The organism is Candidatus Dependentiae bacterium (assembly GCA_003511165.1).
Lineage (GTDB): Bacteria > Babelota > Babeliae > Babelales > UBA12411 > UBA12411.
Window position 1 is genome coordinate 1 of record DOJW01000001.1, and the last position, 22952, is coordinate 22952.

23 protein-coding genes and 1 tRNA gene are annotated in these 22952 nt (G+C 32.2%); 9 read left to right on the forward strand and 15 right to left on the reverse strand.

What is annotated here, in order from left to right; translation table 11 throughout:
* Positions 1-17: 17 nt before the first annotated feature.
* A complete protein-coding gene (locus DEA20_00005) occupies positions 18-554 on the reverse strand; it encodes a hypothetical protein (protein HBS47577.1) in 537 nt (178 codons plus the stop codon).
* A 276-nt stretch (positions 555-830) separates the two neighbouring features.
* Entirely contained in the window at positions 831-1478 is a 648-nt protein-coding gene (locus tag DEA20_00010) for a hypothetical protein (protein ID HBS47578.1), read from the reverse strand.
* Between the two features lie 151 nt (positions 1479-1629).
* On the opposite strand from DEA20_00010, the gene DEA20_00015 reads away from it, so the two are divergent.
* On the forward strand, positions 1630-2277 hold the full coding sequence (locus DEA20_00015; protein ID HBS47579.1) for a hypothetical protein: 648 nt from the start codon (positions 1630-1632) through the stop codon (positions 2275-2277).
* Positions 2278-2296: 19 nt separating this feature from the next.
* Here the strand turns inward: DEA20_00015 and DEA20_00020 are convergent, their stop codons facing one another.
* The 5 genes from DEA20_00020 to DEA20_00040 all read right to left on the reverse strand — a co-directional run bounded on the left by DEA20_00020 (position 2297) and on the right by DEA20_00040 (position 6271).
* Complete coding sequence (locus DEA20_00020; GenBank protein ID HBS47580.1) at positions 2297-2551, reverse strand: hypothetical protein; 255 nt, start codon at positions 2549-2551, stop codon at positions 2297-2299.
* A 306-nt stretch (positions 2552-2857) separates the two neighbouring features.
* Positions 2858-3391 carry a hypothetical protein gene (locus tag DEA20_00025; GenBank protein ID HBS47581.1) on the reverse strand — a complete coding sequence of 178 codons (534 nt, stop codon included), beginning with the start codon at positions 3389-3391 and terminating at the stop codon, positions 2858-2860.
* Complete coding sequence (gene gspE, locus DEA20_00030; GenBank protein ID HBS47582.1) at positions 3375-5069, reverse strand: type II secretion system protein GspE; 1695 nt, start codon at positions 5067-5069, stop codon at positions 3375-3377. The genes DEA20_00025 and gspE overlap by 17 nt, the downstream gene beginning before the upstream one ends.
* Positions 5070-5447: 378 nt before the next feature.
* Positions 5448-5771, reverse strand: coding sequence for an RNA-binding protein (locus DEA20_00035; protein HBS47583.1), 324 nt, complete (start codon positions 5769-5771; stop codon positions 5448-5450).
* A 407-nt stretch (positions 5772-6178) separates the two neighbouring features.
* Positions 6179-6271 (reverse strand) — tRNA-Ser (locus DEA20_00040).
* Positions 6272-6509: 238 nt separating this feature from the next.
* Here DEA20_00040 and glmU point away from each other — a divergent pair.
* From glmU to DEA20_00060, 4 genes are read left to right on the forward strand one after another with little or no spacing between them, the layout of a single operon-like run.
* The gene (gene glmU, locus DEA20_00045) at positions 6510-8000 is read left to right on the forward strand and encodes a UDP-N-acetylglucosamine diphosphorylase/glucosamine-1-phosphate N-acetyltransferase (GenBank protein HBS47584.1); all 1491 of its coding nucleotides are present in this window, start codon (positions 6510-6512) and stop codon (positions 7998-8000) included.
* On the forward strand, positions 7997-9244 hold the full coding sequence (locus DEA20_00050; GenBank protein ID HBS47585.1) for a hypothetical protein: 1248 nt from the start codon (positions 7997-7999) through the stop codon (positions 9242-9244). The genes glmU and DEA20_00050 overlap by 4 nt, the downstream gene beginning before the upstream one ends.
* Positions 9245-9247: 3 nt before the next feature.
* Entirely contained in the window at positions 9248-10606 is a 1359-nt protein-coding gene (locus DEA20_00055; GenBank protein ID HBS47586.1) for a cysteine--tRNA ligase, read from the forward strand.
* 20 nt (positions 10607-10626) lie between these two features.
* Entirely contained in the window at positions 10627-11466 is an 840-nt protein-coding gene (locus DEA20_00060; GenBank protein ID HBS47587.1) for a hypothetical protein, read from the forward strand.
* 70 nt (positions 11467-11536) lie between these two features.
* Here the strand turns inward: DEA20_00060 and trxA are convergent, their stop codons facing one another.
* From trxA to DEA20_00075, 3 genes are all read right to left on the reverse strand, one after another.
* Entirely contained in the window at positions 11537-11854 is a 318-nt protein-coding gene (gene trxA / locus DEA20_00065; protein ID HBS47588.1) for a thioredoxin, read from the reverse strand.
* A gap of 67 nt (positions 11855-11921) precedes the next feature.
* Positions 11922-12605, reverse strand: coding sequence for a hypothetical protein (locus DEA20_00070; protein HBS47589.1), 684 nt, complete (start codon positions 12603-12605; stop codon positions 11922-11924).
* Between the two features lie 92 nt (positions 12606-12697).
* Positions 12698-15175: a hypothetical protein gene (locus DEA20_00075; protein ID HBS47590.1), complete on the reverse strand. Its 2478-nt coding sequence runs from the start codon at positions 15173-15175 to the stop codon at positions 12698-12700.
* A 109-nt stretch (positions 15176-15284) separates the two neighbouring features.
* On the opposite strand from DEA20_00075, the gene DEA20_00080 reads away from it, so the two are divergent.
* The 3 genes from DEA20_00080 (at position 15285) to DEA20_00090 (ending at position 16596) form a co-directional block, all read left to right on the forward strand.
* The gene (locus DEA20_00080; GenBank protein ID HBS47591.1) at positions 15285-15716 is read left to right on the forward strand and encodes a hypothetical protein; all 432 of its coding nucleotides are present in this window, start codon (positions 15285-15287) and stop codon (positions 15714-15716) included.
* Positions 15717-15809: 93 nt separating this feature from the next.
* A complete protein-coding gene (locus DEA20_00085; protein HBS47592.1) occupies positions 15810-16166 on the forward strand; it encodes a hypothetical protein in 357 nt (118 codons plus the stop codon).
* 34 nt (positions 16167-16200) lie between these two features.
* Positions 16201-16596: a hypothetical protein gene (locus DEA20_00090; GenBank protein ID HBS47593.1), complete on the forward strand. Its 396-nt coding sequence runs from the start codon at positions 16201-16203 to the stop codon at positions 16594-16596.
* 37 nt (positions 16597-16633) lie between these two features.
* On the opposite strand, the gene DEA20_00095 is transcribed toward DEA20_00090, so the two are convergent.
* The 5 genes from DEA20_00095 to DEA20_00115 all read right to left on the reverse strand — a co-directional run bounded on the left by DEA20_00095 (position 16634) and on the right by DEA20_00115 (position 22053).
* Complete coding sequence (locus tag DEA20_00095) at positions 16634-17215, reverse strand: hypothetical protein (protein ID HBS47594.1); 582 nt, start codon at positions 17213-17215, stop codon at positions 16634-16636.
* Positions 17216-17244: 29 nt separating this feature from the next.
* Complete coding sequence (locus tag DEA20_00100) at positions 17245-17802, reverse strand: hypothetical protein (protein HBS47595.1); 558 nt, start codon at positions 17800-17802, stop codon at positions 17245-17247.
* A complete protein-coding gene (locus tag DEA20_00105) occupies positions 17793-19292 on the reverse strand; it encodes an acetyl-CoA carboxylase biotin carboxylase subunit (GenBank protein HBS47596.1) in 1500 nt (499 codons plus the stop codon). The genes DEA20_00100 and DEA20_00105 overlap by 10 nt, the downstream gene beginning before the upstream one ends.
* Positions 19293-20100: 808 nt before the next feature.
* Positions 20101-20619 (reverse strand): isopentenyl-diphosphate delta-isomerase, encoded by a 519-nt coding sequence (locus DEA20_00110; GenBank protein HBS47597.1) that lies wholly within the window; start codon positions 20617-20619, stop codon positions 20101-20103.
* Between the two features lie 66 nt (positions 20620-20685).
* A complete protein-coding gene (locus DEA20_00115; protein HBS47598.1) occupies positions 20686-22053 on the reverse strand; it encodes a hypothetical protein in 1368 nt (455 codons plus the stop codon).
* Between the two features lie 250 nt (positions 22054-22303).
* Here DEA20_00115 and DEA20_00120 point away from each other — a divergent pair, with 250 nt between their 5' ends.
* Positions 22304-22942 (forward strand): hypothetical protein, encoded by a 639-nt coding sequence (locus tag DEA20_00120; GenBank protein ID HBS47599.1) that lies wholly within the window; start codon positions 22304-22306, stop codon positions 22940-22942.
* Positions 22943-22952: the final 10 nt, after the last annotated feature.

Below are 22952 nucleotides of genomic sequence, written 5' to 3' on the forward strand. Positions count from 1 at the left end.
TAATTATCGAGTTCGCGTTAATTATCTATATATCCTTTTAAAACTTCTATACTTAGTACATCTTCTTTATAAACAATATGAGTGTTTCCATCTCGGGTTATAAATCCGACATGTTCGATTAAAAATTTATTTATATATGTTGATGCAGCAAAAGCGTTAAGCTTTTCAAAGTCGTTAGTAGAATGGGTATTGGTTATTGATTCTGTAAAGGAAAGCGCTAAATTTTTTAATTCTTGTAGAGTGGTAATATTATTTTGTGTTTCACATATTTCTTTGTTGATTTTGGTACCTCTACGGGTTCCTTTTGGCATATGTAAAATTGATATAGCATCTACAAGTAATTCAAAAAGGTAACGAGTGCTATTTACATAAAATTGAGAAAGTGGATCCGCGTTTAGAGGCACATCTAATAATCCTCTAATTATTACTTCTTTTGTACCGTTGTCTTTAGTTAATGCAGACAATTCAATACCTGTATCATTGAATCTAATAGTTATTGCATTTAAATTGCTAAAAAAAATTGTAAAAAGTGATAAAAATAATAGTTTTTTCATGATTGATCTTTCTTTTTGTTTGGATTTTAAATTTTGCGTTGATGTTTATCTTAAACATATTTTAAACATTTATTTACAAATTGCAACCGGTTCATTTGCTAAAAAGTGGGGTTTTTAGTAGTTTTTTAAAAATTATTATTTTTTATAAAAATGAAAATACTTGTTTTTTTTGAATTAGATAATAAGATGGTCTGTAAGCTAGAGAGGAGTGTAGTAATGAAGATATCTAAAAGTCTTCAAATCCTTTGCTCACGACTTGGTTTCAGATAAAAATTCTTAAAATTGTTTTCTTACAAATTTCAAAAATTCTGTTATTTTATCGTTCCAACTTTCGCCTGTTCTTGCATTGTTTTCGCTTTGTTTATTCGAATATTCTTTGGAAATACAGCATCTTTTTAGTGCTTTAAATTTTGCTTTGTAACATGCAAATATTTTATGATTACTTGTTAAGATTACATTTTCTTGATTTATTTGGTTTGCGGAACGTGTCCAGTTGAAAGATCCAGTCCAAGTCCAGTTTTGATTGGAGTTTCTTTCGAGTTCAAAAACTGCAAATTTATTGTGCATCAGTGGGTTAAAATAACTGTTTTTTTCGCTACTTTTTTGTTTGAAGACGAAAATTTTTATTCCATTTTCTTTGAGTAATCCAATTTTGCCATAATTTGATTCGGCGCAAGAAACGTCTGTGATTATTTTGATTTTGACTCCACGCTTTTTCGCTTTGATGAGTGCTTGCGCGATTTGCTTTTCGGTAAGCATATAAACTGCTGCTTTTATTTTATAATTTGTTTTGTCGATCATTTCGATTAGTCGATCGCGAATGTTATCTTCTGGTGAGAAGTAAGCGACAGAGTGTGAATACAAATTTTGTAGTGAAAAAAATAAAAGAAAGAATGGTGAAAAAGTTAACACTTTTTTATTCATTAATTAGTCTCCGCTTTTTGGTAAAATTTTTACTTTGTTTAAAAATTTCTATTAATATTGTATAAATGAATGCGAATTTTTCTAATAAATTATTTGAAAAGATTTAATTCATGCGAAGTAGAGAGTATTTGAGGAAAGAGGAGATAGGTTAATGAAAAATCAGTTTTTGTTTGTTTTGTTATCAATATTATTTTTTTTATCTGTAAGAGGTGTTTGTGCCAAGGATACACTTAATCAGGCGCAAGAGCTTCACAAAAATATCGGTAAATCTCTTGTTCAAATTAGGCGCGATAACCCAGCGCTGCAACCTGCGATTTATACATTACTAGATCAAGTCGGTCAGCTTTATAAACTTGTTTCGACAACGCATCAAAAAAAGAAAAATTATAAATCTGTGATCAAAGAAGAGAAGCAGCTTGTTTTGTCTATAAATAATAAAATGGAAGATATGAAGCGACAGATGACAGGTTTGCAGTTTGCGCTCAAATCTGAAAGCAGCAAAGTCGCAGAAAGCAAAAAATATCTTGAAAATTTAACGCGTGAAAAGATGGAATTTCAGAAAAAAGCATCAGAAGCGATGCAAAAAGAAAAAGAGTATCAAATCCAGCTTAAGCGTATAAATGAAGAAGCGATTGCTGCGGTCAAAAATGAAGAAAATCCAGCTCAACATCCTCAGCAACAGCAAGCAAATTCTGCAAATGTTATTTCACAACAGCAAGAACAGGCGCCAAAAGATTTGGCAAAAGCGAGTTTGGAGCACATTGAAAAAATTGGGTTGATGAGAGAAAAGAAAGCGTAAGAGATTTATAATCCCTTATTTAAATCCCAATTTTTTTTAATTTATTCTGTTTTAAGTTTGTTTTTCTATTTTCTTTAATCAAATTAGCTCCGCTATGGCCAAGGGTGTTAGGTTTGAACACCCTTGGATCCCCAAACCAAAGAGAAATCTCTTTGGAATCTCTTACGCCTGAAACTCCTGCTGCCAGCAAGCTGGACAGCAGTTCAAACAGCCAGGCTAATTTAGAGTCTACAAATTTATAATTTGCATTTTCGAGTTTGTGAGGGTGATACAACCATTTTAAATTGTTATCTAAAAATGGAGTTCAAAAAATCTAAGTGTAAAAAACTGATTCAGCACTACCTGTTTGAGTCGGAGTACAACGTAGTTGTATCCCGGCGAGTTTAGTGCTGAGGAAATCCAAAAGTGCTCTTTTGGCGCATAGGAGAGTACAGAGAGGATTTTGCGTATAATCCTCTCTGTCACCTTGCGTGAGCAATCCAGAGATAAAAAAATGAATGAAAGAATCGGAAGAAGTTTGAAACAAAATAATAGAAAAAATATTTTATAAAAAAAAATAGGGATAACTTTTAAGGGATAATCAATTCCTTATTAACTCCCATCTCCCGACTTTATAAACATATTTTCGAAGTAGTGAAACTTGAGAGATCGGTGTGGAAATTGCTGCCATAAACTTTTTATTTTTGGAGGTCAGATAGATCGTTCCACAATTAATTTTGCCATCTGGTGCGAATTTTATAACAAAATTTTCATTTTCTTTTGCAAATGTGATTGCAGATGTTATTGGTTTGGTAGGGGAGGATGGTGGACCTTTTGCGTCCGGGATAAATCCGAAAATAACTTTGTCGTTTAATTTTTCTACAATATTTTTACCATTTTCATCAAATATAAAACAATTTTTTTCAATATTAATTTGCATCTGCTTTTGCTTGCCAGATGCGATTGCTTTTTGTTGCTGGTAAGTTAGAACTGAAAATAGTTTGGATGTTTCTGCATTTAGCAAAAATTTGTCGAAAAATGAAAAATTTGCAACGGCAAATGATGCGATTATCAAAAGTAATGAAACTGTTATCAAAATTTCGAGTAATGAAAAACCGTTACTCTTTTTCTGCATAAGCAACTGTCAAAACTTCTTCGATCGTTGTTAAGCCATCTTTGATTCTTCGAATACCGTCATCGAGCAATGATTTAAAATCTTCTTTTTCTGCCGCGTGTCTGATTTCTGCTGCATTTGCTTTTGCAACAATTAATTTTCGAATTTCATCGTTTATCTGCATAACTTCAAAGATTGGAAGACGGCCTCTAAAGCCCGTGTTCAAACATTCTTCGCATCCAACATTTTTGTAAAATTTGATTTGTGCTGCAGCTTCTTTTGTTATTCCTAAGCGAGAAAATAGCTCTGCATCGGGGGTGAAGGGTTGTTTGCATTTGCTACAAAGTTTACGGACTAATCGTTGAGCCATGATGCAGATAACTGTAGATGCGGTTAGGTAAGGCTCTACGCCCATATCTGCTAAACGTGTAATTGTTGACGGTGCATCGTTTGTGTGGATTGTACTCAAAACTAAATGTCCTGTGAGAGATGCTTGTGTTGCGATTTGAGCTGTTTCTGCATCTCGAATTTCTCCAATGAGCACAATGTCCGGATCTTGACGCAAAATGGAGCGGAGTGCTGCTGCAAATGTTAATCCTATTTTGTCGATAACTTGTACTTGGTTTACCCCATTGATTGTGTATTCAACTGGATCTTCAACGGTAATGATGTTTACATTCGGTTGGTTTAATTTGTTCAAAATTGCATACAACGTACTAGTTTTTCCAGATCCTGTTGGACCGGTGACAAAGAATATTCCGTTTGGACGCGAAATTAAATCAAGAACTATTTTGAGATCTTCTGGACGCATGCCGAGATTTTCTAGTTTAAATGCTTCTTTACCCTTATCGAGTAATCTTATTGAAACTCGTTCACCGAAATTGCATGGTAGTATAGAAACACGAAGATCTATCTGTTTGTCGCCAACTTTTATTTGGATTCGACCGTCTTGTGGTAGGCGCTTTTCTGCGATATTTAAATTCGCCATGATTTTGATACGGGAAACAATGGCAGCTTGGTAACGTTTTGGTGGAAGAACTTTTTGATACATTTCGCCGTCGATTCGGTATCGAATGCGAACTTCTTTTTCAAATGCTTCGATGTGAATATCGGACGCTTCTTCTTTGACCGCTTGGAAAAATATATGATTTACAAGTTTTATGATTGGCGCTTCGTTCGCCATTTCCAAAAGATCTTTTTCTTCGAATGTTGCAAGCTCAAACTCTTCAGCTTCTCCCTCTTTGAGCTCCGCCATCATTTCGCTGCTTGTTTCAAGCGGATAATATTTGTTGATTCCTTCCAAAATTGTTTCGTCAGATGCGACTGCGTAGCCAGCATTTCCTTTGAGAAGCAGAGAGAGATCGTCGATGGGTTGTAGATCTCGAGGATCGGCTGTGACTATTATTTTTTGGTCATTGTAAATGATTGGAATGACGATATGTTGGCGCAAAAATTTTAGAGGTATTTTGCTTAAAATTTCCGTGTTGATCATTTTGTCTGTGATTTTGTCGATGAATGGAACTGACATTTGGATAGCGAGTGCTTCTGCAAGTTCTTGCTTTGTGACATAACCTTTTTCTAATAAAACTTGACCGGTTATTTTACCAGTTTCTTTTTTGATTTTTTGACATTCACGATGTTGTTCTTCAGTGATAATTCCTTTTTGGATAAGTATTTCACTAATTTTTTTTCTTTCCATTTTTTATCCTGCTTTTTAAATTTAAAAAGTTTTATGCAAGTATTTTGCACTATTTAAATAGTATAAAGCAACTTTTTAAAGATAGGTTTATAAAAATTGAGCAGAAAACCCCAGGCTTTTAAACCTTGGGATGAATGCGAGTCTGATAAATTACGATTGTGGTGAGTGAATGAATTATGTTCGTAGTAAGTGAATAAATTACGTTCGTGGTGAGCGAAGTCGAATCCATACGAACGAACTCTAAAGATTCAAGCGCCTGCGATGCCGACTTTTTAAGTCGGGGGATTCATTAAAATCTATTAAATAAAAAAAGAAAAAGGCTGGTGAATTTCACCAGCCTTTTTCTTTAATTTGAATCTAAGTAATTTTTTAGATTAATTAGTTCCAGTTTGAACTGCGAGGTCTTCTGTTAAAACCGCCGCCGTTTCCACCAGATCTAGGAGGTCTTGAGCCGCCTTCTGGTTTTGGTTTAGCTTCGTTCACGTTAAGCGTTCTGCCTAAAAGATCTGTCCCGTTTAACGAGTTGATTGCATTTTGTGCTTCAGAAGCATTTGGCATTTCAACAAAACCAAATCCTCTTGATTGTCCGCTGAACTTATCTTTAATAACTACTGCAGATGCAACTTCACCAAATGGTTCGAATGCAGCTCTAAGTTCATTTTCTGATACTCTTCGGGACAAATTTCCAACGAAAATATTCATTATTTCCTCATAACGATTAAAAAAAGACCGAAAATTCGCCTAACGATCGAAACTAAAGAATAATCTTTTTATTTTATCTGTAAGTGCGAAAAACAATTCAAATAAACTTTCGGTCAAACAACTCATTAAAGATATCAGATTTTAAATTAATGCAAAATTTATTTGTAAAAATGATGTTTTTGGGCAAAAAGCTTTGTTTTGAGACTATTTTGAAGAAATGGGGGGATTTTAATTGTTGCCAAATTGGTAGTGTTTGGTGAAGAATAAAAAAGGCTCCATAAATTAGGAGTCTTTTTATTAACTATAATATTTATAAAAAAGCAGAGAAAATAGAAATTTTGATAAAAGGATCATTTTTGGTGAAATTGTTATGTTTATACTGAAAAAATGCGAAAATTGTGAAAATTTGGTGGAGAGAGTGGGATTCGAACCCACGATTCCAGATTTCCCAGAATAACCGCTTTCGAGGCGGTCGCTTTCGACCACTCAGCCATCTCTCCAAAAAACGTCTAAAGAAATTGAGATTTTTGCAAATTTAATATTTAATAATTAAATGAAATTTTGCAATCAAAGAAACCATTTTATTACAGCTTTGTTTTTTAGTAAATTTAAAAAAAATAACTTTTTTGTAAAAAATTTTAATTTATTGAATTTAAGAGCGTAAAAGAGTACCATTCGAAATTGTCGATATTGATTGATAAAAAGTTTAAGTTTAAAAGATTTTTTTAGGAGTAAATTATGATTGGTAATATGCAAGCAGTTATTCTTGCCGCAGGCAAATCAAAGCGGTTTAATACTGGTAAAACTAAGCAACTTGCGACAATTTGTGGTCAACCTATGATTTTTTACCCTATCAAAGCTCTCGAAAAATTAGAAATTCCTATCACTGTTATTGTCGGAAAAGATTCTCAAGAGTTAACAAGCGCTATCAAAAGTGCAAATTTCAAAAATATTTCATTTGCAATTCAAGAAGAACAACTCGGAACAGCACACGCGGTACTTTGCTCAAAAAACAGTTGGAGCAAAGAAAATATATTAATTATCAATGGTGATATGCCTCTTATAACCTCAGATTTGCTCGAATCTTTGTATCGAAAACATTCGGAAGAAAATTTAACATTATCATTTTTTACAAGCTATGTGCTTGACCCTCGTGGCTATGGTCGAATAATCGATCATGAAGGCCGCATTACCGTTATAGAAGAAAAAGAATGTACCGAAGAAAATTACAATGTAAATTGCATCAACGCCGGTGTATATCTTGTAAAAAAAGATTTTTTAGAAGAATGTTTAAGCAAGATCAGCAGCAGTAAAACAACTGGTGAATTTTATCTTCCAGATATTATTAGACTAGCAAGTGAGCAAAAATTACCTCTCAAAAAAATTTCCGTACCATATGATAATGTACGCGGTGTAAATACTCTCAAAGATTTGTGGATGGTAGAACAAATTAAACGTTCAGAACTTATAGATTATTGGATGTCTCAAGGTGTTCGTTTTGAACTTGCACAAAATATTCATATTGATATTGATGTTGAAATCGGCCGCGGTTCGTTTATAGGAACCGGCGTTCATCTTCTTGCGGGTACAAAAGTCGGAGCTAATTGTTTTATCGGCGCTTTTTCTATCATTGAAGGTACAACAATTGATAATGACTCCACTATTCATTCACATTCAGTAATTCAAGATTCTAAAATTGGTAAAAATGCGCATGTTGGTCCTTTTGCAAGATTGCGCAATAATGTTGTGCTGCATGATAATGTAACTATCGGAAATTTTGTTGAAGTTAAAAAGAGTGAAATTGGTGAAAATACAAAAGCTAAGCACCTTTCATATCTTGGTGATGCAACGCTCGGTAGCAATGTAAATATTGGAGCTGGAACTATCACATGCAATCATGACGGCGTAAATAAACATCAAACTATTGTTGAAAATGATGCGTATATTGGAAGTAATAATACATTAATCGCGCCGGTTGTTGTTGGAAGCGGTTCTTATACAGCTGCAGGGTCGACAATAAATCAAAATGTTCCGGCTGGAGATCTTGCGATTGCACGTTCAATACAAGTAAACAAAGCTGGATATGCTCAAAGATTAAGACAAACTAAAAGAGATAAAAAAGATAAAGCAGCTTTAAGTTCAGATGAAAAAAAAGATGAAAATAACTTTTTGAAAAATTGTTTTATAGGTGCAATGAAGGTGAAGGATATCTCTGAAGATCAACTATGATAAAAATTTTTCACACTGCTGACATTCATCTTGGCGTAGAAAATTATGGCAAAATAGATTCAAAGACGGGAATTCACTCCCGTCTTTTGGATTTTAAAAATAGTATTGCGCGCTCTGTTCAAGATGCGATTGCCGAAAAATGCGATCTCTTTTTATTTTGTGGTGATGCATACAAAACTGCATATCCAACTCCAACACAGCAAAAATTGTTGATGGAAGAATTTTTCAAACTTTATATTGCTAAAATTCCTGTTGTTATCATTGTAGGAAATCACGACCATCCATTAAGTTTTGGCAAGGCGAATTCACTGGATGTTTTTGCGGATTTGCCGATTGACGGATTTCATCTTTTTTCCAAACCTTCGCTTGTTAAAATTGAAACCAAAAGTGGGCCTGTTCAAGTGGTTGGCATTCCTTGGCCAACGCGAAATAATTTGATAGCCAAAGATGAGCATCGTCTTAAAACATCAGAAGAGATCACAAAATATTTGTCAGAAAAGGTTGGCGAAATTATTGCTTCTTTAGCTCAGCAAGTTGATAAATCCATTCCTGCCGTTCTTGCAGGCCATTTAACGGCAAGCGATGGCGTTTTTTCTGGATCAGAAAAAAGAGCAATTTATGGAAATGATCCGACATTTATGATTTCGCAGCTTGCTCATGCAGAGTTTGATTATGTTGCGCTTGGACATTTGCATAGATTTCAAAATTTGAATGAAGGAAATTTCCCAGCTGTTGTTTATAGCGGGTCGCCAGAGCGAGTTGATTTTGGGGAGCGATCAGAAGAAAAAGGGTACTGCAAAATTTTAATAGATGAAAATTTACCAAAATGCAAAGAAAGAGTTGTTTTGGAATTTATTCCGCTAAAAACTCGACCATTTATTCAAATCGAAGTTGTGCTGCAAGATGGTATAGATCAAACCGAACAACTGTTAGCGGAACTTGCAAAGCATGAAATCAAAGATGCGATTGTGAAAATTATTTATCATGTTCCAGATGGTAAAATAGATAAAATTGATTTGAATGCTATTTTTCGTGCATGTGATGATGCTATCCATTTGGTTGGGATTTTCCCAATTCGTAACTTGCAGAAAATTGAACGTCGTGCTGCTTTCAAAGTTGATATGGGTTTTGAAGAAATTGTTGAAAAATATTTGGAAAACAGAGAAGAGAAAAAAGAAGATAAAGAGAGGATCTTGCAAAAATCTCGAGAGCTATATGCCGAAAGTTTGCAAAGTATAGAGTGATTTATGAAACAAATTAAATTATCAAATACATTGTCGAAGCAAAAAGATATTTTTACGCCGCAAGAAGATAAAAAAGTGTCCATGTATGTTTGCGGAATAACTCCATACGATTACGCTCACATTGGTCATGGTCGAGTAGCGGTTACTTTTGATCTATTACTTCGTCTTTTAAAACTGCTTGGATATCAAGTAACTTATGTTCGCAATTTTACAGATATAGATGACAAGCTTATTGCTCGTGCACAAAAAGAGTATGGTGATGAAAATAAATTTAAAGATGTTGCGACAAAATTTATTAATGCATTTACAGAAGATGTGCAAAATTTGAATTGTTTGAAACCTGATTTTGAGCCCCTTGTTACTGAAAACATAAATGATATTATTTTATTTGTTGAAGGGTTATTGAAGAATAAAAAAGCATACATAAAAGGTAGGGATGTTTATTTTGATATTTCAACATTTTCTGACTATGGAAAACTTTCAGGACGTAATTTAGAAGATTTGCTTGCAGGTGCTCGAATAGATGTTGATGAAGACAAAAAAAATCCACAAGATTTTGCGCTTTGGAAAGGTAATGACAAAAGTTTATTTTGGATTTCACCTTGGGGGCATGGTCGCCCTGGGTGGCATATTGAATGTTCTGCTCTTGCGAAAAAATTCTTGGGCGAAACTATAGATATTCATGGTGGTGGCATGGATTTGATATTTCCGCATCATGAAAACGAAATTGCGCAATCGGAAGGTTTGACATGCAAGCCGTTTGCAAAATATTGGCTGCACAATGCATTTGTAAATATTAACAAAGAGAAGATGTCAAAGTCGCTTGGTAATTTTTTTACTCTACGTGATATTTTTGCAAAATTTGATCCGATGGTTTTACGTTTTTATTATTTGCAACATCAGTTCCGCTCTCCCATCGAATTTTCATTTGATGATTTAGAAGCTGCAAAAAAAGCTTACAAAAAATTAATTGATGTTTTCTTTGTCGATGGTGGGTATCATTTATCTTTGGAAAATTCTAAAAATTTTGAAAAAGAAATCGAAACAGATGGTTTAATTTCTCAAATGCTGGAAGCTGTTTGTGATGACCTTAATTCACCAAAAATGCTAGGCATACTTTTTGAAAATTTAAATGAAATCAAAAATGATCCAAAGTTAAAAAATTTGATTGGTAAATTTCTTTTTAATTTAACCGGTTTAACTTTTGAAAAATTACCTGAAGAATCGGTTGTGATAACTCGCGAAATTCAGGAATTGATTGCAAAAAGAGAAGAGGCAAGAAAACAAAAGAATTGGGCTCTTGCTGATCAAATTCGTGATCAATTATTGTCAATGGGTATAGAGGTAAGAGATAAAAAGTAATTTTTGGGGAGGTTAAAATTTTGAAGAAAATTAATATATTTTTAATTTTTATAAGTGTATTTATTATTTGTACTTCAGAAACAATTTTAATAGCAATTTCTGATCAAAAAGTTTCAACACCAAAAGCTTTAAAAATACGACGTTCAACTGCAAGATATCCTAAGTCAGGCTCTATTTATTCTCATCCAAAAAGGTCTGCTAGAGGTAATTTTATAACAAAATATGTTCAAGGAGATTCTAGAATTTCTTATGTTCGTAGTATTTTGCAACCAAATGCTTGGCTTTGTGGAGCTTTTGTTTTATTCAACGCCTTTATGGTTGAAAAATTTTTAGAACAAAATACGGATATTGAATCATTCTTTTCTCCGCAAAATGGATTTTATACTTACGATAAATTTAAAGAATTTTATACTTCTCAAAATGGGGATAGTTTATTTGATGTTGTTTATAAAAAGCGATTATCAGCAGGTAAATATTTAGAAATAGATGAATTTGGATTTAATTGTCCAAGTCGTGGTAATAAGAATAATGTTAATTATTTAGAAGATTCGGAGATTGAAGAAATAGCTAGAAAGTTAAATTTAAAGGAGCATTATTTTTTAGCTATAATTGATAAAAAAGTTATTGTTAATCACGTCGAAACAACTTTAGAAAAAATTAAATTTAATTTAAAGAAACAAAATTCTCTCGCAGTTATACATTTTTTCTGTTTAGTAAATAGTAATCATTGGGTTTTGATTTCGATAATTAATTCATTGAAAGGTCCCAAAATGATTGTTATGGATTCTTTGAGTGAAGTTATGCGGCCATCCGTTGGAGTTTTAAGGTTTATAACAGCACTAAAAAAAATATTTATTTGAAATGTTTATATTTCTAATAAAGAAAAAAGGCTCCATTAATTTGGAGCCTTTTTTCTTTATGAAGAAACTTTCAGCCTAAAAGCTCTTCAATCTTTTGTATAAAAGCTTCTTTGTTCATGTATCCAGTTTCTTTGCTGATTTTGCCATTTTTGATGAATACAAATGTTGGAACAGATGATATTCCAAACTTGAATGCAAGTTCTCTGCTCTCATCGATGTTTAATTTTACAAATTTATATTTGTCGCTAAGTTCTTTTGATACTTCTTCAAAAATAGGAAGCATCATTTGGCATGGTCCGCACCATGTTGCATAAACATCAATGACTACTGGAAGAGTTGATTGTTCTACTTCTACTGTATAATTTTCTTTATTTAAATTAATTGCCATAAATTACCCTTTCGATTTTATGAAAAGAAATTATAGATATAATTTAGAGTTTTTGTAAACATTTGTTTTAGTTTTTTTGTGTATCTAATTGCGTTGCTTCTGACTCAACATATTTAACCGCTTGATATGTCTTTTTTACAATGTATGTAATAGCTAAAAGTGAAACTACATAAAGAGCTTCTTTAGTTATTTGTGGATCGTTTTGTCCTAAATAAGCAGCTCCAAGATATGTTGGGAAACTAAAGCACGCACATTTTAAAATGGCATTTGATGCGCCATGCCCAGCTGCAAGTAAAATTTTTGTTAATTCGGACTGATCTGAGTTTTTAATTTTCTCAAGATTATTGGAGGATAATATTTTAATAATAAGAGCTATAATTGCAGGAGTTGCTACAAGACCATAATGTTTGGCGGTATCTACATTCATAGTTTCGCAAGCAGGTGCAGAAAAAGCTTGAAGTCTTTCGCCAAGATTTTTGATTTGTACTCTTTGTTCTTCTGACAAATCTGTTGATTTTTCCAATTTGGAATAAAGTTTTTGTAGTTGTGCGATATCTTGTGGTTTTACTTCTTGTGTTTTTTCAATTCGTTGGGCAATTTGAATTGCTTCTAAGATTTCTGGATGCTTTGCAAGAGTAGTTGAGAGTTTTTTCTTTATTTCTTCTGTATTTTGTAATTCTGAATCTGTAGATTTAACACTAAAGTTTAAAGTTAGAGATGCAACGATTAATAAAATAATTTTTTTAAGCATTTTTATCCATTCAAATAGAGTTTAAAGGTAAGATATCAATCTTTGTGATTTTAAATGCTTAAAGCGGATTGTCAACGTTTAAAATTATTAGCTTATTTTCCTAAGTTTTTCATCTCTTCATAAATTCTATTTGTCGCATCCTCGTAGGAAGTGCTTGGTGAAAAATAGATCGGTTTGCCAAAAACTACCGTTGCGCTTTTGCGAAGATGGCGAGGAAGAATCTTATCTGTAGCCATGAAGGTATGCACATCTTTAAGATAAATTGGGATTATTGGTACATCCATTTCCATAGCAAGAAGTCCTGCACCTTTTTTGAGCGGATCGATTTCACCATTTTCGCTTATTTTGCCTTCTGGGAATATTAAAACTGAGAAATTATGATCCAGTATTTTGGCGGTGTTCTCAAGACCAGGGCGAATATTATCTTCTTCTCTTCGCGGCATTGGATAAGTGTTGAAAAATAAATCTAAAAGAGGGGCTATAAACCAAAAGCGTTTGTACATAAAGTCGAGTGCAGCTGCGACTGCAATTTTAGATCTAAATCTTAGTGGAAGTGCACGAAGAACAAGTAATGTATCTGCATATGAAACATGGTTAGGCATAAAAATAACAGGATTTTGTAGCCCCTTTAAATTTTCTTTGCCTTTTGATTTTACGCCAAATAATATCCAGCTGAATGGGATGATAAAAATTTGAAGAAATACAAATCGTAAAACTATGCAAACTGGTGAAAGTAACCATTTTTTGAAACGTTTAATTTTTATTTTTGGTACACCTTTTTCTATCAATTCTTTTAAATCTTTAACTCTTGTATTTTGATTTATCAAATTTTCTGGAATTTCGACATCAAACATTTCATCTATTCTTGTCACAAGTTCGATTCGCATTAATGAGTCAAAAAATAAATCTGCATAAAGTAGACTATCGTCATGAATAATTTTGATATCTTTTCCGCTAACTGCGCTTAAAAGTTTTGTAACAGGATGCGCCGCAACTTCTACTTTGGGTTTTTCAGTTATTGTCTTTTTATCTTTTAACCATTTTAAAATTTCTTCTTTTTTGACTTTTCTTGTTGCAGAGCGAGGGAAGTCAGACTCTGGCCAAATCGACCAAGCAGCTATGTGTTGATAAGGGGCTAAATGTTTATTTGTTTCTTCAATTATTTCCTTGCCATCATTTCGGTCTGTTAATAACACCGCATAAATTATTTCTCGTCCGTTATCTTTGAAACCAACGACGGCCGCATCTCTGATTTGAGATATTTTTTTAAGTTCTGTTTCAATATCTTCTGGATAAACATTTTCTCCGCTGGAAGTCAAAATCATATATTTGCTTCTACCGGAAATAAATAAAAATCCATCTTCATCAATGTGTCCTAAGTCGCCAGTTTTGAATCTTCCTTTTTCATCAAATGTTGCTTTGGTTTTTTCTTCATTTCTGTAGTATCCACAGAAAACATTTGGTCCTGAAATCAAAACTTCTTTGTTATCAGCTATTTCAATCTTTACACCAGGGATAGCTTGCCCGCAGGATCCAAGTTTGTGATTTGCGGGAGTATTTGCAGCTGAAACAGGACTTGTTTCTGTGAGGCCATACCCTTGCAGAATTGTAAATCCCATTGCGAACCATTTGCGCTCAACTTCTGGATGAAGCGCGGATCCTCCACTTGCTATGAGGCTTAACTTTCCGCCGAACATTTTGTGAACTTTTCTAAAAATTATTCTTCGCATGAAAACTGGAAGTTTTTGCGCGCAGTTAAACATTTTTTGCAAAGTTTTTTCTTTGCCTGCTTCTTGTGCAACAGATTCTATTTTTCTTAAAATTGTTTCCAAAAACTCTGGAACGACAAGCATTTTAGTTGCCTTTTGTTCTTGAAGGCATTTTTGAATCTCTTTAGAGCTCACATTTGCAGCAAACATTGTGTTCAAACCGAATTTTATAACGGTTAAAAGGCTGCCGGTTTGTTCATACATGTGGAAAAGGGGAAGTATAGAAACGGTTTTGTCTGAAGGTTTGATTTCAAAAAGTGTTGTAAATGATTCTAAATTTGAAATTATATTTTTGTGTGTAAGAATGACCCCTTTTGGGTCACCAGTTGTTCCGGAAGTATAAACAATTTCTGCAATATCGCTTGAAACAACTTTTTCTTCTTCATACTCCATTTTTTCAAAAGCCATATGTTTTTCAAAGTCTATATTTATTGTTGGAATATCGAATATTTCTTGGGATAAAAGATTTGAAGATTTAAATAAAAATTTAGCATTTGTTTCTTTGATAATTCTTTTTACAAAATCTTTTGTGCTTTGAGGATTTAGTGGAACGAGAATGCAACCCTTGAGTAATCCACCCAGAAATGTTCCAACCCAAAATGGAGAGTTTTGAGAGATAATTATAACTCTGTCCTGATAACCTATCTTGTGGTCTTCTAAAATTTTGGCAATGCCGGAAGAATAATTTTCTAGATTTTCGTATGTCCAAATAATTTGTCGAAATCTAGGATTCATTTTGAAAAGTACTTTGTTTCTGTATTTTTTAAAACTATTTAAAAATAAAGAATTTATTGTTTCCATCGCTCCCCTTTTTTTGTTGAAGTTTTACGAAACTATATTAAAGTATGACATGGTTGTTTTGTTTACGTAAATATCTTGAAGAAACTTCAAGCTAAACTAAAGGTTTTATATGAAAAAATTTTTAACGGTGTTGGGACTTTCTTTGAATATATTTTCTTTTACAAATGTTAACGCTGGATGGTTTGAAAGTTATATGGGTCCTGTATTTATTTCAGATGCTAACGTGAATAATATATGCACAAGAATTCATGCATTAGCGGGTCGATTTCCTCATGTTTGCGACGATTTATACAGAACAATTTTAGAATTTCCTCATGAATTAAGTGAAAGTTCAAAAGGTATATTGCGATCTATGTGTTTTCTTGATATGTATGACAAAATATTACCGTGTGTACATATTGTTATTTTTGCAATTACTAGAAGAGATAAAGAAGGAAAATTATACTTTGTTGAGCCAAAAAGATGTTCTAAAAAAGACATTCAACTTAGCCGCAAAATGGAAACATTTGAATTGGATATGAGGATAAGGGGTTACTTTTAATAATCTGAAAAATAATACAAAGATTGAATTATTAAAAAAATATTATTATTTTTATGCAGTTTATAAACGTTCAAAGATAAAGAAAGGTATAGTATGAAAAAAATTATTGCAACTTTTGTTTTAGGAATAAGTTTGGTAGGAGCTTTAAATGCAACTCCTAGGGGTGAATCTGTTGATAGAGTTGAACAATCGAAGAAAAACGAAGAGGGTTGGAAAATATATTTAAGACACTTTTCTCCATCAAATTTTTTGTTTCAATTATTATTAAATGCAAACGGTAACTGCACTTATCCTGATTCATCAAGATTTGCTGAATATTTCGATCAACTAAAAGCAATCGGAATGATTGAGAGTAATGGAATTTTAACAAAAGAGGCAGCAGAATTTGTAAGAAAAAATATAATTCCACTTGATGGTTCAGAAGATATGGACATTGCCAAATTATTATAAAATTTATAAAAGATTATAGAGAAGAGAGACCGGTATGAAAAAGAATATAACAATTCTTGTTTTAGGACTCGGATTAATTTCAATAGTAAGTGGAACCCCGAAATATGAAGTATCTGCAGTAGCATCAGAAATTGATTTTTTTGATGAAACAACTGTAAGTGTAAAACCTTGGTATGATTATTTAATTAAAAAAGTCCCTTCAAATTTTTTATATGAATTATTAATAAAAGCAAATAATTCAGAATATTTAATTGATAGATGTTTTAGTTATTATGTTGAGCAATTAAAAGTGTTGAATATGATAGATCAAGCTGGTAATTTAACAGAAAGAGCCCAAGCTTTTGTAAAATTATATGTAAAAGAAAATGAAACAAATGATGAAAGTAAAGTAAAAAAAGCTTATATAATTCGGTTAGAGTTTTCTTACTAATCGAAATGAAAAAAGACTCGGAAATTTCCGAGTCTTTTTAGTTTAATAGCTCTTTGAATTTTAATAATTTTACTTTGAATTGTTGTAACTCTTCATAAAATTCATCGCGGTCTAAACATTTGATTTTTTCTTCAGTTGCCGGAATTATATCTTGCGAAGCTTCTAGCGTTTCTTCAATGTTTTGGCTGAAGTTTTCTTCTTGTTTTGACATTGTGATTTGCAATTCATCGATATTTGTTAAAATAGTTTCTTGAGCTTCTTCTTTGAAGCTGACTTCTTCCATAGGATTTTCTATTGATTCTTGTACTATTTCTTCTTGTGGTGCGGAAGCTGTTATTTCTTGATTCGATGCTGCGATTTCTTGTGCGGCTATTTGCATTTGTGGTTCTTCTGTTTTTGCAGCTGGAATAATATTTTCTAGATGGTTTTTAGCTTCTTTGATCGATAATTTTTGTTCATGCAAAAGCTTTTTTATTGTTTGAAATGTTTCAAAATCTTGTTTTGTATAATATTTATCATTTTTATTTTCAAAGCCAAACTCTTTTTCCCAAATTTTGATCACATGCTTTTTTACATGCAATTTTTCAGCTATCTCATGAACTTTATAATGTGCTTTCATTACTAACTCCTCCTTATTTATTTTAAGCTTTAAGTTTCAAAAGAGATGAGAACTTGATCCTTTTTTACCAAATCTCCCTCACAAATTGAAATAGTTTTGATAATTGCATCATTATCGCATCGTATTTCATTTTCGATTTTCATCGATTCTATGATTACCAAGCTTTGGTTTTTACTTACTTTTTCACCCCGCTTTACAAGGCATTTGATTATTCGTCCTGAGAGTGGAGCGCGAAGCTCATTTTTGCGGATAGATTCTTTTTTGTTTTCGAAAACTTGTGAAGAAGGGTTATAAAGACTGCTTATTTGGAAAGTTGTTTGCTTTGTTTGATTACCATTTAACAAATGAATTAAATATTGATTTGTTTTATTGTTTTTTACAACTCTTGCTTTGAAAAGTTTTTGATTTATTTCAAAGAAAATTGTTTGATTATTTTCTTCAAATTTTAAAAATGTAACTTCAAATGATTTATTAGTAGATTTATTTTTTAACGTTATTAAAGATTTGTTACCTGCTAGAGTTTTTAGCTCTACTTGATAGTTAGAAGAATTATTTTGAGATTTAATTGAGAAATTTTTTATTTCCATGATGAGTTCTTCCAGTTGCTTTGCGTTTTAGAAACATTTTTATTTTCATGATGCGTTTGTTTGTGTGGTATTAACGCTGCTGCAATTAATGCTAATTCTTCATTTGAAATGTTTTTGTCGGTTGATTCAATTTTATTATTTTCTAAAAGTGTAGAAACAAAATTTTCATTGTTCAGTGAATTGGTAAAAATTTTACCTTTATCAAACTCTTTAGATTTTAAGATTGATTTTAAAAACTCTATGTTTGTGTCTATACCTTCAATTTTTAACTTATCGAGCGCTTGCAGCATTTTGAGTTTTGTTTCATTGCGATCTCTTCCACTTGTGATTACTTTTGCAAGCATGGAGTCAAACGATCCTGTTATTTCCATTCCTTCTTGTAAATTGTGATCAATTCTTACAAAGTTTGATTTTGGCAAATTTAAAAGCGCAATTGTTCCTGTTGAAGGTGCAAAATTGTTATTTGTATCTTCTGCTAAAATTCTACACTCAATAGAGTGTCCATGTTTTTGAATTTCATTTTGGTTGTATGGTAATTTATTATCTTCTGCTAAATGTATTTGTAATGCGACAAAATCTATTCCGCTAATCGCTTCGCTCACAGGATGTTCTACTTGCAGTCGTGTATTCATTTCAAGAAAATAAAATTGTTCACTTGTCGTGACTATGAATTCTACTGTTCCTAAATTTTTATAATTTATTGATTTGGCTGCCATAACTGCTGTTTCATAGATTTTTTCTAAACAATTTTGGCTAACAAATGTGGATGTAGCTTCTTCTATAACTTTTTGGTGCCGACGTTGGATCGAACAATCTCGCTCGAAAAGATGAATGATATTTTCAGGATCACCTGCAATTTGCACTTCGATATGTCGTCCGTTTTCAATATATTTCTCGATGAAAATGCTTGATGAATTAAAAAGATATTCTGCTTCACGCTTTACCGCATTGAAATGCGATTCAAATTCTGATTCATTATTTACTCTTCTCATAGCTTTACCACCACCGCCAAGTGCTGCTTTGAGCAAAATTGGATATCCGATTTCTGCAACTTTGGATTTTAAATTTGCAATATCACAGTTTGCTGAGATTTCAAAACCAGGAATCGTTGGAACATTAATTTGTTGCATAAGGTTTTTTGCTTGAATCTTATCGCCCATGAGGTTTATTTGTTTTGGTGTTGGCCCGATCCAAATTAAACCGGAATCAATAACTTTTTGTGCGAAATCAGCCATTTCAGATAAAAATCCATATCCAGGATGGATAGCGTCACAATTACTAATTTTTGCGATTTGTATGATTTCTTCTTGATCTAAATATCCACCGATTCCACTTTTTGTGAGTGGATAAGATTCTGTAGCGTCATAAACAAACGATGCAAATTTATCCTCAGGTGAATAAATGGCAACAGTTTTGATCTCCAAATATTTGCATGTTTGGATAATTCTTGAGGCTATTTCGGATCGATTTGCTATTAGTATTTTATTTATCTTTTTCTTCATAAAAGTGACTGTTTCTTAATTTTTAATCAGTTTTTATTTAGGAATATAAAGGTAAAGTTTTTTTGGGATAAAGACAAACGCTAGGGCCATATTAAATTAATTTTTTTCCTTAACCCTAGCTACATTCTTCTTTCATTGAGTTTTGTCATCATTTCCTTCTATCACAATATTCCTTAATTCTAATTACCTTTTTTATATTCTTACCTTAATTTTTAATTTGCTTTCTGTTTATCTTTCAATTTTATTTTGTCAAAGATGTTACGCACATAGCGCCAGGGGTACCAGATTTTTAGTACCCCTGGACCCCAAAAACTAAAGAGATTTTCTCTTTAGAATCTCTACAACGCTAAACTGTCTAGATACAACTCCCAGGCTTCGCCGGGTCGTTGTACTGCGACAGTAGCGTTGCAATAGGGAACCACAATTTTGATTTCCATCTTCGTAGGAATGGCATCCGAAAAGGATATTCGTTATTTTTTTCGTCATTCCCGTGAAAAAGGGAATCCAGGATCTAAAATTGTAATTCCTATAGTGCTGGATAGGTATTTTACATTTAGATTTCTATTTTCGTGGAAAAGTGAAAAATAATAATGATTCATTATTGCAACGCTACTGTCGCAGTGCAACGTAGTTGCATCCAGATAGTTTAGCGTTGTAGGAAATCCAAAAGTCTCTTTTGGCGCACGGAGGATGCAAGGAGGTTTTTGCGTCAAAATCTCCTTGCCCCACTGCGGGAGCAGCTAGAGATAAATTTATAAAAAGAAACAAGTGAAAGAATATGAGAATAATTTGAAAATTATTTAAAACTCTTCTTTAAAACTTCCGCAAAAATAATTTTAAACCAAGGAGTATAATTTCCTGGATTTTCTTGAAATTCTTTTAAAAGAGTTTCGATTGAAATCCATTTGAAGTCAGCAACCTCAGATAGATTTATTTTTGGATCTTTATCGTAATGTCCTATAAATAAATGATCAAACTCATGTTCAAAGAGATTGTTTTGTGGGAAATGAACTTTGTAGGTAAAATTGCAAATCTCTTTGAGCTCTGTCTTTATTCCCATTTCTTCAACTAATCTTCTTTTTGCAGCCTCTAAATTTGTTTCTTGAGGATGGGGATGTGTGCAGCAACTATTGCTCCAAAGTCCGCCGCAGTGATATTTATCAAACGCTCGTTTTTGAAGTAAAAGTTCATTTTTGGAATTGAAAATAAAAACTGAAATTGCTCGGTGTAGCAACCCTTTTTTATGTGCTTCTAGCTTTTCTTCAAATCCAATTTCTTTGTCTTTTTCATCGACCAAAATTACAAGCTTTTTCATAGTAATCCTTTTTTTATTTTAACGAACCTAGTTTAGTCTGATTTTCGTCTTGTTTGTATTAATTATTTAGGATTGTTTTGCTAGGAACCGTAAACCTTTTAATTTTTTAGATTCTTCTAAAGATCGTATTTCTTTTAATTTATCCAATGGCAAAATCCTGCCCGACTGTTTATATTTTCTTATTTGTATTTGTAAATCGGTTAAATATCTTACTCTAGAAGGAAGAGTTGGGTGAGTGTATGCTTCACCTTCTTCTAATAATTGTACAATAAACCAAGGCAACAAACTTACATGTTTAAATCTATTAATTCCTCCTTTGGCATATTCTTCCTCGTGAAGCGCTGAAAAAGTATCACATTTTTTTTCTTCTGATCTGGCAAAGGCGAGTTTTAATTTTTTATTTAAATTTAAAACTCGAGGAACAATTGTTGCATTTTTATAATGTTGCAATTCATGTCCTATTAAAAATTTTAGGATATTAGGGTCTTGATTCAACGGTAATAGAATAATTCTTTTAGTTGATAATATTCCCGCGCTACTTTTTGGATTCTCATTGATTTTACATCTAAATTGTTTTGGGTCTAATCCCTCAGCAATTAATTCATTTTTTAGTATGTCTAAAATATTTAAGACAGTTTTTTGGTCATCTATTTCAAATTTAGAAAAACTTATTTTTTGAATATCATCTAAACTGAAAGCTTCTTTTTCTATTTTTTCAAATTCAGATGTGCAGATATGGATTCCAGCGACTTTTTCGCCTTCTGTTGTAGAATCCAACAATTTTGTGACATCTTCAGAGCTCATTTGTTGAAATTTGTGATTAGCAAGCAAAGCATGTAAATATAGACGTTTTTCTTCGCAGTCGAAGCATTTTTTGTGAAATTCTTCTAAAGTTGTTGCGCTTGTAATGTAATCTTTTTCTCTCTCTGTTATTGACGATAAAAATTGATAATCTTCAAGTGAATGTGTTAAATCTGGATTTGCTGTAGATAAAAATTTTCTAAAAAATGGATGTAATTTTTGCCATTCGCTTAGATTTAATTCTTTAAATGCAAAATATTCTATCAAAGCCATTTTAAAACCAGGTGTGCATTTTTCAAAAAAAGAAGAATATTTCTTAGATGCTTCTTCAACTTGTTTTTCAAATAACTGTTTATCGTGTTCAAATAATCTTTGTTCAATCATTTTTTCTATTACAAAAGGATGTGGCCGTTCGTTTAATTTGGGTGCTTGTTTAAAATATTGTGGAAGTTTCCGAAGTGTTTGAAAAAATGTTTGTTCTTTGAATTGCAATGTCGAAGGTTCTATTTTTGTATGCATAAAAGCTGGAACATCCATAAGCGTTTGAATGAGCCACGATCTTTCAGAAAAGATATTTGTGGAAAAAATTAATAGCAGATTTGCGATCAAAAATTTTTTAAACATTTTTTTCATAAAAATTCCTATTTTTCTATTTTTATACTGTATTTTTACTTTAAATTAATATTTACAAATCGCAATTGGGTGAAGGCGTTTTTATCAAAAAGTGTAATTTTAGTGAAATTTGAAGAAATGAGTAGAAACCTCATTTTTTTGCTGAAAATCAAGGATAAACTAATGTACCATTTTACAAAAAATTTAATGTATTTATATTTGTTTCAATTGACTAGAAATAGGAATTTTTTATTAAAATAATTAGGATTTTATGTTTAAGAAGATAGTTTTGACCTTGATGCTTGGCGGAGTAGTGAGTTGCAACGTGAATGCAGGATTTCTTAGTTTATTGAGGAGCCTTTTTGCTGAATCGGCAAAAAGTCCTGCTGAAGAGATGAATCCTCAGATGGATACTCCTATGCAAAATATTTTTGAAGCAGGTGTTTACAATTATTTTAATCTTCAAAGGATAGGTTTTCCTAAATTTTATGCGTTTGAAACGATTGACAACATTCTTATTTTTCAACTAAAAAAACGAATATCCAAAAATAATGAAACGTTTAAATGCATTGAACAAATATTAGAACAAACAATACATGAAATAACTCAAAGAAGAAACAAAGAATCAATAGAAGAGGCTAAAGAAACTATCAAAAACCAAATTAAAAAAATAATGCAGAGAAGAGACAATCTTAGAGCGCACATATCAGGAGAAATAGAAGATCTTAAGCAAAACATAGAAGATGATAATCTCCAACCAACGCTAAAATTAAAATTAAAATTAGAATGTGACAATTTGAAATCACAAATATTCGAAACTATAGAGAAGATTGAGGATCAATCTTTTTTAGGTGAGTTGCTTAGGCGATTAGAAGCTGAATTAGAAGCTTTATATTTAGATGATAATTAAGTAAAAGAGG

Excerpts from the sequence above, each read along its gene's own strand:
- DEA20_00005 (HBS47577.1), bottom strand. The coding sequence starts at position 554 with ATGAAAAAACTATTATTTTTATCACTTTTTACAATTTTTTTTAGCAAT.
- DEA20_00010 (HBS47578.1), bottom strand. The coding sequence starts at position 1,478 with ATGAATAAAAAAGTGTTAACTTTTTCACCATTCTTTCTTTTATTTTTT.
- DEA20_00015 (HBS47579.1), top strand. The coding sequence starts at position 1,630 with ATGAAAAATCAGTTTTTGTTTGTTTTGTTATCAATATTATTTTTTTTA.
- DEA20_00025 (HBS47581.1), bottom strand. The coding sequence starts at position 3,391 with ATGCAGAAAAAGAGTAACGGTTTTTCATTACTCGAAATTTTGATAACA.
- gspE (HBS47582.1), bottom strand. The coding sequence starts at position 5,069 with ATGGAAAGAAAAAAAATTAGTGAAATACTTATCCAAAAAGGAATTATC.
- DEA20_00035 (HBS47583.1), bottom strand. The coding sequence starts at position 5,771 with ATGAATATTTTCGTTGGAAATTTGTCCCGAAGAGTATCAGAAAATGAA.
- glmU (HBS47584.1), top strand. The coding sequence starts at position 6,510 with ATGATTGGTAATATGCAAGCAGTTATTCTTGCCGCAGGCAAATCAAAG.
- DEA20_00050 (HBS47585.1), top strand. The coding sequence starts at position 7,997 with ATGATAAAAATTTTTCACACTGCTGACATTCATCTTGGCGTAGAAAAT.
- DEA20_00055 (HBS47586.1), top strand. The coding sequence starts at position 9,248 with ATGAAACAAATTAAATTATCAAATACATTGTCGAAGCAAAAAGATATT.
- trxA (HBS47588.1), bottom strand. The coding sequence starts at position 11,854 with ATGGCAATTAATTTAAATAAAGAAAATTATACAGTAGAAGTAGAACAA.
- DEA20_00070 (HBS47589.1), bottom strand. The coding sequence starts at position 12,605 with ATGCTTAAAAAAATTATTTTATTAATCGTTGCATCTCTAACTTTAAAC.
- DEA20_00075 (HBS47590.1), bottom strand. The coding sequence starts at position 15,175 with ATGGAAACAATAAATTCTTTATTTTTAAATAGTTTTAAAAAATACAGA.
- DEA20_00080 (HBS47591.1), top strand. The coding sequence starts at position 15,285 with ATGAAAAAATTTTTAACGGTGTTGGGACTTTCTTTGAATATATTTTCT.
- DEA20_00085 (HBS47592.1), top strand. The coding sequence starts at position 15,810 with ATGAAAAAAATTATTGCAACTTTTGTTTTAGGAATAAGTTTGGTAGGA.
- DEA20_00090 (HBS47593.1), top strand. The coding sequence starts at position 16,201 with ATGAAAAAGAATATAACAATTCTTGTTTTAGGACTCGGATTAATTTCA.
- DEA20_00095 (HBS47594.1), bottom strand. The coding sequence starts at position 17,215 with ATGAAAGCACATTATAAAGTTCATGAGATAGCTGAAAAATTGCATGTA.
- DEA20_00100 (HBS47595.1), bottom strand. The coding sequence starts at position 17,802 with ATGGAAATAAAAAATTTCTCAATTAAATCTCAAAATAATTCTTCTAAC.
- DEA20_00110 (HBS47597.1), bottom strand. The coding sequence starts at position 20,619 with ATGAAAAAGCTTGTAATTTTGGTCGATGAAAAAGACAAAGAAATTGGA.
- DEA20_00115 (HBS47598.1), bottom strand. The coding sequence starts at position 22,053 with ATGAAAAAAATGTTTAAAAAATTTTTGATCGCAAATCTGCTATTAATT.
- DEA20_00120 (HBS47599.1), top strand. The coding sequence starts at position 22,304 with ATGTTTAAGAAGATAGTTTTGACCTTGATGCTTGGCGGAGTAGTGAGT.